Origin of the sequence: Pseudomonas sp. 28 E 9 (assembly GCF_900004785.1) — a bacterium.
Lineage (GTDB): Bacteria > Pseudomonadota > Gammaproteobacteria > Pseudomonadales > Pseudomonadaceae > Aquipseudomonas > Aquipseudomonas orientalis_A.
On record NZ_CVTK01000057.1, the window covers coordinates 234638 to 247057 of the forward strand.

10 protein-coding genes and 1 pseudogene are annotated in these 12420 nt (G+C 62.6%); 1 reads left to right on the plus strand and 10 read right to left on the minus strand.

Going from position 1 to position 12420, the window contains the following annotated elements; translation table 11 throughout:
* Together BFQ00_RS25830 and BFQ00_RS25835 are read right to left on the minus strand one after the other, a co-directional pair.
* Positions 1–1065 carry an imelysin family protein gene (locus BFQ00_RS25830; protein WP_065935133.1) on the minus strand — a complete coding sequence of 355 codons (1065 nt, stop codon included), beginning with the start codon at positions 1063–1065 and terminating at the stop codon, positions 1–3.
* 31 nt (positions 1066–1096) lie between these two features.
* Entirely contained in the window at positions 1097–2536 is a 1440-nt protein-coding gene (locus tag BFQ00_RS25835; RefSeq protein WP_065935134.1) for a di-heme oxidoreductase family protein, read from the minus strand.
* Between the two features lie 139 nt (positions 2537–2675).
* Here BFQ00_RS25835 and BFQ00_RS25840 point away from each other — a divergent pair, with 139 nt between their 5' ends.
* On the plus strand, positions 2676–3239 hold the full coding sequence (locus BFQ00_RS25840; protein ID WP_065887556.1) for an NAD(P)H nitroreductase: 564 nt from the start codon (positions 2676–2678) through the stop codon (positions 3237–3239).
* Between the two features lie 123 nt (positions 3240–3362).
* Here BFQ00_RS25840 and BFQ00_RS30580 read toward each other — a convergent pair whose 3' ends face one another.
* The 8 genes and pseudogenes from BFQ00_RS30580 to gap form a co-directional block, all read right to left on the minus strand.
* Complete coding sequence (locus BFQ00_RS30580) at positions 3363–4118, minus strand: methyl-accepting chemotaxis protein (protein WP_371914214.1); 756 nt, start codon at positions 4116–4118, stop codon at positions 3363–3365.
* A gap of 102 nt (positions 4119–4220) precedes the next feature.
* A pseudogene (locus BFQ00_RS30585) lies at positions 4221–5492 on the minus strand (HAMP domain-containing protein); the annotation flags it as partial.
* A gap of 144 nt (positions 5493–5636) precedes the next feature.
* A complete protein-coding gene (locus BFQ00_RS25850) occupies positions 5637–6041 on the minus strand; it encodes a YbaN family protein (protein ID WP_065935136.1) in 405 nt (134 codons plus the stop codon).
* A 153-nt stretch (positions 6042–6194) separates the two neighbouring features.
* On the minus strand, positions 6195–6803 hold the full coding sequence (locus BFQ00_RS25855; protein ID WP_065935137.1) for a biliverdin-producing heme oxygenase: 609 nt from the start codon (positions 6801–6803) through the stop codon (positions 6195–6197).
* Between the two features lie 136 nt (positions 6804–6939).
* The gene (locus tag BFQ00_RS25860) at positions 6940–9504 is read right to left on the minus strand and encodes a TonB-dependent receptor (RefSeq protein ID WP_065935138.1); all 2565 of its coding nucleotides are present in this window, start codon (positions 9502–9504) and stop codon (positions 6940–6942) included.
* Between the two features lie 117 nt (positions 9505–9621).
* On the minus strand, positions 9622–10590 hold the full coding sequence (locus BFQ00_RS25865; protein ID WP_065887561.1) for a FecR family protein: 969 nt from the start codon (positions 10588–10590) through the stop codon (positions 9622–9624).
* Between the two features lie 75 nt (positions 10591–10665).
* Positions 10666–11184 (minus strand): RNA polymerase sigma factor, encoded by a 519-nt coding sequence (locus tag BFQ00_RS25870; protein ID WP_065887562.1) that lies wholly within the window; start codon positions 11182–11184, stop codon positions 10666–10668.
* 192 nt (positions 11185–11376) lie between these two features.
* A complete protein-coding gene (gap, locus tag BFQ00_RS25875) occupies positions 11377–12378 on the minus strand; it encodes a type I glyceraldehyde-3-phosphate dehydrogenase (RefSeq protein WP_057723881.1) in 1002 nt (333 codons plus the stop codon).
* Positions 12379–12420 lie beyond the last annotated feature (42 nt).

The window sequence follows — 12420 nt, forward strand, 5'->3', positions numbered from 1 at the left end:
TCAGTCACCGTCGTTGGCGTTGAAGCCCAGCTGGATGCCCAGCGCCTTGGCCAGCTCGCCTTCGTGCAGGCGATGGACCACGTTGAGGCTGTCGTAGAGGTCGTTGAGTTGCTGGCGCCCGGCGTCGTCGTTCAACAGTTCGTTGAGGGTGCGCTGGTTGCTGGCAAACAGTTTGAGGGACGCGGCATAGGCGGCGTCGATCTTGTCGGCCAGAGCTTTCTGGTCCGCCGGCAGCAGACCGCGCAGGCCCTTGTTGTCAACGCCCACCCAGACGGTCTGGGCCGCCGCGAGGCTGGCTTCCAGGCTCTGCAGGGACGACTGGCTGCGCCATGCATCGGCCTGGAACGGTTGCGGGATGCCCTTGGTCTGGCGGCCCATCGGCGTGCCGAGTTTTTTCTTCAGGGTATCCAGGGCGGTGACTTGCACGCGCAGCAGATCCGCGATGGCTTCGTGGGAATCGGCGTAGCGCTGGTTGGGGAACTTGGTCATCTGTGCAAGCATGCCGTCGGTGCTGTTCCAGCTGGCCAGGATTTCTTCGGCCAGGGCTTTCTGGCGTTCGCCGATGGCCATCAGCAGCGGGCAGTAACGGGCTTTCTGCGCCGGGTCGGCGACGTCGGGCTTGGCGTCGTAGAGGATATATTCGTAGGCCGACAGGCCTTGCACCACCACGCTGGATTTGGCGAGGGCGGCCGCATCGATCCGCGGCTGGGCGCTGACCAGTTGCTCGACCTGGCGACCCACCAGGTTTTTCTTGTCCGGCCAGAACTGGATCTGCCAGGCGCGGTTGCCCTCGGCCAGCGGGCCGATCAGCAGCGGTTGCAACTCGGCCCAGGCTTTTTGCGCGTGGAGGAAGTCGGCGCGGGCGGTGTCCAGGCTCTCTTGATCCTGGCAATAGGCCAGGGCGCTGACGGCCAGTTGGCGGTCGGCTTCAACCCAACGGCTGTAAGTCGGCAGGATGACTTGCTTGGCGATGGCCGCCGAGGTCACCGCTTGCGGGTCCTGGGGCGAGCAGGCGCCGAGGGCAAGGGCGGCCAGGCTGGTGAACAACAACTTGGGACGGAACATGTCGAGCTCCCTTCTGTAATTGGGGCAAAGCTTATAGAGAATTCAGGAACGCCAGCAACGCGGCGCGCTGCTCGGCGTTGAATGACAACACATGCTGCTGCGCCGCTTGCGCCTCGCCGCCATGCCAGAGCACGGCTTCGAGCAGGTTGCGGGCGCGGCCGTCATGCAGAAACTGGGTGTGACCACTCACGGTTTGCGTCAGGCCGATGCCCCACAACGGCGGGGTACGCCAGTCGCGGCCACCGGCCTTGAATTCGGTACGGTTATCGGCGAGGCCTTCGCCCATGTCGTGCAGCAGCAAGTCGCTGTAGGGGCGGATCACCTGATTGGCCAGTTCGGGTTCGGAGGCGTTGGCCGCCGTGGTGAACGTTGGCTTGTGACAGCCCTGGCAGCCGGCCTGGAAGAACAGGTTCTTGCCGGCCAGCACCTGCGGCGCATCGACGTCGCGGCGCAGCGGCACGGCGAGGTTACGCGTATAGAACAGCACCAGGCGCAGGATGTTGTCGCTGACTTCCGGCTCGCCCTCGGGGCCGTTGCCGTTGGGTGCCTGTTTGCAGGCCGCCTGGGCGTCGGTGCAGTCATCGAAGGGTCTCAGGGACGTGGTGAGGCCCATATCACCTGAAAATGCGTGAACATTTTGTTGATTGAGGTTGGGTTGCCCGGCTTTCCAGCCAAAGCGCCCTAAAACAGTCTTTTGTTCGGCGTCATCCCACACTTGATTCGCCCGGCCGACGATGGCTTCACGGTCGGCGGTTTTCGGCTCGGTGTTGCGCAGGATGTCGGCGTCGCTGATGGCTTCGAGCAAACCCAGGCCAATCATCGGCGGCGCGATGCGCGCAGAAAAGCGCGTGTCGGGGTGCATCGGGCCATAGCCAAGCTGGGTGATCTGCAGTTCCGGCTTGCGCAGCTCGACCACCGTACCGTCCTTGAACCTTAAGTTGACCGGCGTGTAGTCGACGCGCACCTTGCCCTCCGGCGCCACGCCCGGCACCGCCATGTCCTGCAGTTGGCCGCCGTACACCGGCTCGGGCACCACGCCAAGCTGTTCGATGAGTTTGGCGTAAGGCGCCAGCTCTGTAGCGGGCGGGGAGATGGACAGGCGCACCAGCATCGAGACCGCATTGGGCGCATCGGCCAGCGGTGGGTGGCCCCGGCCGTCCTTGATATGACAGTTCTGGCAGGCGTTGGTATTGAACAGCGGGCCCAGGCCGTCGCGCGCAGTGGTGGTCGAGGGCGCGATCACCCAGGGGCTGCGAAAGAAACTGTTGCCGACGCTGAAGTCCAGGCGGCGGGTAGGCGCCAGGTTGGCCGAGGGCAGGGAGAACGCGTTCTGGTCGCGCTTGTTCACGGTCGCCGCGCCGCCGGCCCGCGCTTCACCCGGCTCAGCCTGGGTGAACCTGGGGGCGTCGTCGCAGGCAGTCAGGCCCAGGGCCATCAATGCTGCGCACAGGCGTAGTAGCGAACGGAACATCGAGTTTCCTGAACGAAGGCGAAAAATCCGGTGGCAAAGTCTAACAGGGCAGGGCAGTTTGAATAAGAGCAATTATCGTTTGGTGGCGGCCCGATGCATTCCGCTAGAATGACCGTACATTTTTTTCTGGAGGTGGCCAATGCAGGCTCTCGACGCTTTGCTCAACCGTGTTTCCGTGCCGCGTTTGCTGGAACCGGCACCGACCCAGGAGCAGCGCGATGTGCTGTTCGCCGCCGCCATGCGCGCGCCCGACCACGGCCAGTTGCGCCCGTGGCGTTTCCTCACCGTGGAAGGCCCGGCCCGTGAGCGCATGGGCACGTTGCTGGCCGAAGCGGCGCGTTTGCAGGATGCCGACGCCCCGCAAGCCGCCATCGACAAGGCCCAGAACGGCCCGTTGCGAGCGCCGCTGGTGGTGGTGGTGATTGCGCGCCTGCAGGAGCATTTCAAGGTGCCGAAGTCCGAACAATTGCTGGCCGCCGCCTGTGCGGCTCATGGCATTCTGCTGGCGGCGTATGCGCAAGGGATTGGCGCGGTGTGGCGCACCGGTGAGTTGTCCTATTCGGCCCATGTGGCCAAAGGGCTGGGGCTGAGCGCAGATGAAGAAGTGATCGGCTTCCTGTACCTGGGCACGCCGCAAAACCCGCCGCGCACCGCGCCGAAGGAGGATGTGGCGGCGTTCGTCCAGGCCTGGACCGGTCTTTAAGCGGTACACGGTCAACATGTGGGAGGGGGCTTGCCCCCGATGCGGTGTGTCAGCCACCCATTTATTGACTGATACACCGCTATCGGGGGCAAGCCCTCTCCCACATTGGACCTGCCCTGTTTCTTATACCCTGAACTGATCCATCAACTTCATCTGCTGGCTGGCCAGGGCGTTGAGCTGGCTGCTGATGGCCGCCGACTCGGTGGCCTGGCCGGTGAGGGTTTCGGTCACGGTGCGGATCGCCGAGACGTTGCGATTGACCTCTTCGGCCACCGCGCTCTGCTCTTCGGCGGCACTGGCGATCTGCAGGTTCATGTCGCTGATCACCGTCACAGCATCGCTGATCTTGCCCAAGGCCTTCACTGCTTCGTGGATCTGCCCGGCATTGCTTTGCGCCTGATGCTGGCTGGAATGCATGGTCGCCACCACGCCGCGGGTGCCGGTCTGAATGCGTTCGATCACCAGGCGAATCTGTTCCACCGAATCCTGGGTACGTTTGGCCAGGTTGCGCACCTCGTCGGCCACGACTGCAAAGCCTCGCCCGCTTTCCCCGGCGCGTGCGGCTTCAATCGCGGCGTTCAAGGCCAGCAGATTGGTCTGCTCGGCAATGCTGCGGATCACTTCCAGCACGGAGCCGATCTGCTCGCTGTTCACCGCCAGGGCTTCCACTTCCGCCACGGCCTTGCTGACTTCTTCGGCGAGGGTGGTGATGTCGTGGGTGCTTTGCTCAATGATCGACGTGCCTTCACGGGCTGCCTGGTCCGCCTCGCGTGCCGCGTTGGCGGCGCTGGATGCGCTGTTGGCCACCTCATGGGCGGTGGCGCTCATTTCATTGGACGCGGTGGCCACCTGATCGATTTCGCGGAACTGCACCTGCATGCCTTCACTGGTCTGACGGGCGATCGCCGAAGACTGATCGGCCGTGACCCGCGCTTCGGTGATGCTTTGCTTGATCTGGGCGATGGTCGGTTGCAGCTTGTCGAGGAAGCGGTTGAACCAACTGACCAGTTCGCCCAGTTCATCTTTCTTCGTGTAGGTCAGGCGCTGTGTCAGGTCGCCGTCACCACTGGCGATGCCCTTGAGCATGGCCGCCACCCCATTGATGGGCCGGGTCACGCCGGTGGCGGTCAGCCAGATCAGCAGCAAACCGAACAGCGCGGCGGCGGCTCCGACGAGCAGGGCCTTGAGGGTGCCGCTGGCCTGGGCCTTGTCGAGAAAGTCCTGCAGCTTGATCGAGTCGGCAAGCAGCACCTTTTTGGGCAGGTCGATGACCACACCCCACGTTGCGGCCTCGGCAATCGGCTTGACCGGGTAGACGGCCCGGATCACATCATCCTGTTGAAGAATCTCACGGCGGCCACTGGCCAACAGTTGCATGACCTCCTTACCCTCGACGCTCAACACATCGCCGATGTTCTTGCCGATCTTGTCCGGCTGGCCGCTGTAGGCTGCCAGCAAGCCGCTGCTGGCGACCATCTGCAGGTGCCCCGCGCCGTCGAACAGCTCGTGCTGGGCGGCGTCGGCCGAGGCTTGCAGGGCGTTGAGCGCAATATCGATACCGACAATGCCGAGCACCTTGCCGTCTATCAGCAAGGGCAGGGAAATGCTGGTCATCAACATGGGTTTGCCCGCCACGTTGTCTTCATACGGGTCCAGCAGGCAGGTGCCGCGTCTTTCCCGCTGGCAGATGTCGCCGGCTGTACCGCTGAGGGTGGTAGAGGTCTTGACCAGGTCCGCTTCCGCCATCACCGAGTTCGCGCCTGCACCGCCGGTGCGGGTCCAGTAAATGGAGAAGCGTCCGGCGTCGTTGGACCCGCGGGCGGTGTCGTTGATGAAGTCGCTGTCCTTGCCGTCCAGGGCGTTGGGGTCGAAGGATAGCCACACGCCCAGGACCTTGGTATTGCGTTCGAAGGTGGTCTTGGTGCTCTGGTTGAGCGCTTCGCGCAAGGTCGCTGCGTCGATCGAGTGTCGGGTGCCCATGGTGTGCAGGTCCTTGACCTGGTCGGCGAGGGCGGTGACGGCCATCAGGCTTTCGCTGAAGGTTTTTTGCACGTACGCGGCCTGTTCGGCGGCCTTCGTCTGCAGCAGGTCCTGCACGCTGGCAGTGAGCGTCCGCGAGCTCGACGCGCTGATCAGTTTGTGGTTCTGGTTGGTTTCGTAGAGGTTGATACCGACTATCAGTGCAATTACGCCCAATAGGCAAAGACCGGACAACAGCACGATTTTCAATCGGATGGAGACTGCGTTGAACATGGCGTTTACTCGCGTTTTTACTTATTAGAATGCAAGCGGACAAGCAGAGCCGATTACTCACTCGTATGGCCAAGTCCATTTGACGCTACCTGCACTATCGGCACGGGTGGGGTATTCATGAGATAAATCGAAGAGCGGTGGCGTTTACGGGGGCGTGGAGGCCAAGCGTTCGGGGCGCGACCAGATCCACAGATTGCCCAGGCTCATCCCGGCAATCGCCAGGTAGATCGGCCAGCCATGGTCGAGCATCACCAGCATCAGGACGGCGCACAGCAGCATGCTCACGGTGGCGCTGACTTTGGCCCGGCGCGCGATGATCTTGCCATTGCGCCAGTTGAACAGGATCGGCCCGAACAGACGGTGGTTTTCCAGCCAGGCGCTCAGGCGCGGTGAGCTTTTGGTCGCGGCCCAGGCGGCCAGCAGGATGAATTCGGTGGTGGGCAAACCCGGTATGACAATCGCCACCAGGCCGATCCCCAGGCTGGCGTAGGCCAGCAGGCCGTAGAGGATCTGCGCGATCCTGGAGGTGGATTGGGTTTTGCCGGTCATAGGTACGATGATCACAAAATCAATGTGAAATGCGTTCCAACTGTGGGAGGGGGCTTGCCCCCGATAGCGGTGTATCAGTCAATCAGTTCTTTGCTGACACAGCGCATCGGGGGCAAGCCCCCTCCCACAGTTGATTGCATTTCAATCAGTAGGTCAGGCCAGTTCAGGGGCCGTAGCGTACGCCTGTTCCAGCAATACGGTGAAGCGTACAAACGCATCGATGGCGCCTTTTTCCACCGAGGCTTCTTCTTCGGCGCTGAACTGCAGGCCGTCGAGGATGCGCGTGAAGCGTTTCCAGCCCTCGGCGCGACCGCCCGCCGGTTCGCCCAGGTGGCGGGCGCCGAAGGTCTCGCTCAGGCCCAGGCCCACGGCCCGTTTGATCAGGAAGGCGGCGCCCAGTTTGGAGCCCTCGGAGACGAACAGCCAGCCCAGGGCCTGGGCCTTGTCCGGGTTGCTCACGGCACCGGCAACCGGCGCCGGTACGGCGGTGTCGAGGTCGCCCAGATCAAGCCTGGCCGCTTCGGCGCGGCAGCGCTCGGCCAGGTCCGGGATGATCCGGTTCAGTTCGGCATCGTTGTACAGCGCGACCAGCTCCGATTGGAACAGGTACTGCGCCACCACGAAGCGGGCGAAGTTGGCCTGGGTCTCAAACGGGGCGTGCGCCTTGACCAGTGCGTCGAGCTTGGTGTGCGGCTCATGGGTGATCTGGTTCAGGCGCTGGGAGCGCAGGGCTGGACGTTCTGCGGTAGGAGATGCGGTCATGAAAAAATCCTTGAGGGGGGTAGCGCCTTGTGGCTCTAAAGAGAGCGGTTATCAACTAGACGAACAGGGAGACGCGGCACAGTAAAAAATCCTCACCTCGCCGCACGATCATCGCGGCGAGGTGCGGCAGGTCTCGTCAGATGTCCCAGATCAGGTTGATCGCAAAGTTGCGTCCCGGCTGGGTCAGCCGATCAAGGTTGGCCGGGCCGGTCACTGCGGCTTCGCCGACGCTGTCGTAGCTGCGCACGTCATCCCAGTTCCAGTACTTCTTGTCGGTGAGGTTGTAGATGCCGCCGTTGACGGTCACGTCGTTGGTGACCTTGTAGTAGGCGGTCAGATCAAGAATGCCGAAGCCCGGCGTCTTGAACGGGCCGCTGGTGTCACCGTCGGGGGCGTGGAAGGTGCTGCTGTCGACGCGATCCTGTTTCTTGACCAGGGTCCAGCTCACCAGGCCGCCGTAGTTGTCCTGGTCGTAGCCCAGGCCGAAGACGCCCTTGAGCGGGTTGACGCTGTTGAGCGGCTCGCCGTTGTCGTTGTTGCGGCCACGGGCGTAGGAGATCGCGCCTTGGGTGTACAGGCCTTGCGGCGCGCCGAATGCATCCAGGTTCAGGCGGCCCTTGGCTTCGGCGCCCTTGACGGTGGCGCGTTTGATATTCACGGCCTTGAACTGTTCGACGGTACCGCCGACCACTGCGTTGTCTTCGTCGATGAAGTCGCGGTACTTGTTGTAGAACACGGCGATCTCGAACGAGCCTTCGTCGAACTTGCCGCGCAGCCCGGTTTCGATGCCCTTGCTGGTTTCCGGCTTGAGGTCGGGGTTGGGCTGCACGGTGTAGCCCAGGTTGAGGTTTTCGAAGCGGCCATACAGCGCTTTGGCGGACGGGGTGCGGAAACCCTCGGCGTACTGGCCGAACCAGGTGTATTGATCGGTCAGGGCATAGGTCAGGCCGAACTTGGGCGTGACGCGGTGCCAGGTTTTGTCCTTGCCGTCGACCGTGTCCGCTCCGGTGGGGTTCACGGTGCTGAGGAATTCCTCGGTCAGCTTGGGTTTGAGCCGGGTGTAGTCGTAGCGCACGGCGGGCAGGAAGGTCCACTTGTCCCAGGTGATCTGGTCCTGGGCGAACAGCGAATAGGTGTTGATGGTCGGGTCGGGGAAGTCGCTGGATTTCTTCACGCTGTCGCTGGCCATCGGGCTGGGCGCGCCGATGGCGGTGCAGCCGCTGCCGACCGCCAGGCAGGTGGCGCCGCCTTCACGGGAGCCGGTGACTTTCTGCTGCTTGAGGGTGGTGCCGTAGGTCACCTGGTGATCGGTGTCGCCGAGGCTGAAGGCCTTGTCCAGCTGTGCATCGAAGACCCACTGTTTTTCTTCGTACAGCGTGTCGCGGGTGCGCAAGACACGGCGGCCGGACTGATAGATTTCGGCGGTCGTCTGGTCGGTCTTGGCGATCTGGTAATTGAGGCTGGTCTTGATGCGGTCGGCGACCGGCGACTCGAGGGCGAAGCTGTTTTCCAGGCCGAAGCGTTCGCGGGTAATGGTGTCGTTGCCGCGACGGTCACGGTACAGATTGAAACCACGGCCACCAATGAACGGGCCGCCTACCGCATTCTTGAGGTTGACGTCGCGATCATCCTTGTATTTTTCGTAGGTCAGGCCCAGGCGGTTGTCGTCGCCATAATTCCAGCCCAACTTGGCCAGCACATTGGTGGTGCGCGCGTCTTCCGGGTTGGCGCCGGTGCGGGCGAGGCCGGTGGCGTTGTTGCCATCATAGGATTCGGTTTCGTGGCCGTTGCGCTGGCTCAGGTGCAGCAAGCCGTCGACATCCTGCACGCGGCCGGCGACGGTGGCGGAGGTCAGCCAGCTTTCGTCGGCGGAACTGTAGCCGGTTTTCAGGCGCGCGCCGACGTCCTGGCCGGGCTTGATGATGTCATCCGCGTCGAGGGTGAAATAACTCACTGCGCCACCGATGGCGCTGCTGCCGTACAGGGCCGACGCCGGGCCGCGCAGGATCTCCACGCGCTTGACGATTTCCGGGTCGACGTAGTTGCGCCGGGTCTTGGCGTAGGGGCCGTTGAAGAAGCTGTCCGGCACTTCCACGCCGTCGACCTGGGTCAGAATGCGGTCGCCGTCGATACCGCGAATGTTATAGCCCGCGTTGCCCGAGCGGGTGCCGGCGCCGCCCACGGACACGCCCGGTTCGTAGCGTACCAGCTCACGGCTGTTGTTGACGTTCTGGCGATCCAGTTCCTGGCGGTCGTGCACGCTGACCATGCTCGGTACGCTGTCGACAGCCTGCTCGGTACGGGTGGCGCTGATGGTCACTTGCTGCAGGTTGAGGGCGCTGCCGGCGGCGCGTTTTTCCAGGACGATGTTGTTGTTGCCCAGTTTGCGGTAGCTCAGGTTGGTCCCCACCAACAGCCGCTCCAGCGCTTTCTCCGGCGACAACGCACCGCGCACCCCCGGGGACGACACACCCTGGCCCAACTCGGCCGGCAGGCCGACTTGCCAGCCGGTCACGCCGGTAAACGCGTTCAGCGCCGCCACCAGCGGCTGCTGTTCGATGCTGAAGTGGTAGTTGCCGTGGCTGCGCGGCGCAGGTTCGGCGGCAGTGGCGGCCATTGCCGGCCCGCCGGCCAGCAGGATGGCGGCGGTCAGCAAGGACAGAACGGGGGAACAAGACCGGCGGTTGAAACAAGAGGACATTGAGAGCGCTCCGGAAATACAAATCTTATAGTTGCGAAAAGAAACCAAATAGGAATCAGTTGCATTGGCTATAACGAGACGTATCGCCGGTTAACATCGAGTAAAAATATTTCTCATTCAGTTCAAAATCACCAGCGCCGGGTATTCCGACAGCTTGGCCGAGGTGATGTGGGCCAGGGAACGCACCACGTCCAACGGTTGGTCGAGGCGATAGTTACCGGTGACGGCGACGCTGGCGAGCTTGTCGTTGGTGTTGACGATCCAGCCCGGGTAATAGCGGCGCAACTCCGCCAGCACTTCGCTCATCGGGCAGTTTTCGAACACCAGTCGGCCCTGGACCCAGGCCAGGTCCTTGCCGGCGTCCAGCTTGGCCGGCTGACTAAAGCCCTTGGGGCCGACGCGAATGCTTTGGCCGGCACTCAGGCGCACCCGGGCGTCGTCGAAGGTGTTGCTCAGGTCGACATCACCGCGTTGCACTTGCACCTGGGCTTCGCCGTCCAGATAGCGCACGGCAAATGCGGTGTCGCGCACGCTGGCGCGCACCGGGCCGGCGTCGATTTCCAGCGGCAGGCCACGGGCGGGGGCGATGTCGAAAAACGCTTCGCCCTGGTAGAGGCGGGCGATGCGCTGATGATCCTGGATGCGGCTGGAAAATGCCGAATTGGTGTTCAGCAGTACGTTGGAGCCGTCATCCAGTTGCAGACGCTGGCGCTCACCGACCACGGTGAGGTGGTCGGCCTGCAGGCGTACCGGCAGGTTGCTGAAGCTGAACAGGCCGAGCAGCAGCACGGCAGCGGTGGCCAGGGGTTTCCAATGCGGTTTGACCCGGCGCCAGGCGCTTGGTCTGCGCGGCGCGGCCAACGCCACGGCGGCGCTGTGCACCGGCGCGCCACCCCAGGCGGACTGGGCCTTGCTGAACGCATGGGCATGCGCCGCGTCCTGCGCCAGCCAGGCCTGGAAAGCGGCTTGCTGGCCGGGTTGCGGGCACTGCAAGGCGATCAGCCAATCGAGCGCTTGGTCCATGGCTGTGTCTTGCAGCACCTCATGAGCCAGCTCATGGGGGCGCAGTTTATTCGGGTCCGTCACGGTGTTCCTCGGGTCTTCGCCACGTTTTATTCATTATTTCCTACAGCTTGGATCGATACCTCTGTCGGATGGAGCTTAAGGCTGATCCAACCGTTCGGCCACACCTACACAGATGGCCATGATCAATTTCAGTTCCTTTTGCACGGTGCTCAAGGACACCTGCAACTGATCGGCAATCTCCTGGTAGCTGCAACCGTGGAGGCGACTGAGGATGAAGATACGTTGCTGGCGCGCGCTCAGTCGGCCCAGGCTGACGCTCAGGTGCTCAAGCAATTGCTCGGCCTGGGTGGCGTCTTCGGGCGTGCTGATGGGGGCGGCGACGCTTTGCAGGATATCCAGCGGGACATCTTCCTGCAGGGTGCGGGCCTGGATCCTGCGCGAACGCAGATGGTCCAGCGCCAGGTTGCGCGCGGTCTGGTAGACGAAGGGTTCAAGGTGGTCGATCGGCCGTTCACTCAAGGCCCGAGTCACGCGCAGGTAGGTTTCCTGCAACAGGTCCTCGGCGGTGCTGTGGTTATTCACCATGCGCTGCAGCGTGCGCAGCAGGATCACCCGTTGGGCGAGAAAGACGTGGTTGAAGCGAGATTGGCTCACAGTGATACCAGACTGACATGCAGTGAATGATAATGCTTATCATCAACTGAAATGGCAAGTGGCACTTTGCTAAGCGTTAATCCTGTAGGAGCGAGCTTGCTCGCGAAGGTCGTCAACGATAACGCTGGCAGCCTGAATGAACGCGGTGTTTATGCGTTCTTCGCGAGCAAGCTCGCTCCTACAGTCCGAGCATTACTCGGCGTTACACAGCGCCAGGCAGTTATCCAGCATCCGGTTGGAGAAGCCCCATTCGTTGTCGTACCACGCCAGCACCTTGAGCAGCTTGCCGCTGACCTTGGTGTGGTTGGCATCGAAGATCGACGACAGCGGGTTATGGTTGAAGTCACTGGAAACCAGCGGCAGTGTGTTGTAGCCGAGGATCTTCGAGTGCTGGCTGGCCTGTTTCAACAGCGCGTTGACTTCGTCGGCCGTGGCTTCTTTTTTCAGCTGTACGGTGAGGTCCACCAGCGATACGTTGATCACCGGCACGCGCACGGCCATGCCGGTCAGCTTGCCCGCCAGTTCAGGCAATACCAGGCCGACGGCTTCGGCGGCGCCGGTTTTGCTCGGGATCATGTTCTGGGTCGCCGAACGCGCACGGTACGGGTCGGTGTGATAGACGTCGGTCAGGTTCTGGTCGTTGGTGTAGGCATGAATAGTGGTCATCAGGCCGCTTTCGATGCCCAGTTCGCGGTGCAGCACCTGGGCAACCGGCGCCAGGCAGTTGGTGGTGCAAGAAGCGTTGGAGATGATCTGGTGCGATTGACGCAGAATGTCATGGTTTACGCCATAGACCACGGTCGCGTCCGCGCCCTTGGCCGGTGCGGAGATGATCACCTTGCGCGCGCCGGCGCTGATATGGGCGGCAGCCTTGTCACGGTCGGTGAACAGGCCGGTGCATTCGAACACCACGTCGATCTTGTGCGCGGCCCACGGCAGGTCGGCCGGGTTGCGAATGGCACTCACGGCAATCCGGTCACCGTTGACGGTCAGGCCTTCCTGATCGTGGGTGACCTCTGCGTCGAATGTGCCATGTACGGTGTCGTATTTGAGCAGGTGGGCGTTGATCGAACTGTCGCCCAGGTCGTTGATGGCGACGATCTGCAAATCCTGGCGATAGCCTTGGGTATACAGTGCGCGCAGGACATTACGGCCGATACGGCCAAAACCATTGATTGCGATACGTAGAGTCATTGGAAAAGTGCCTGTCGTCGATTTGTTGTAAGAATTACAAGA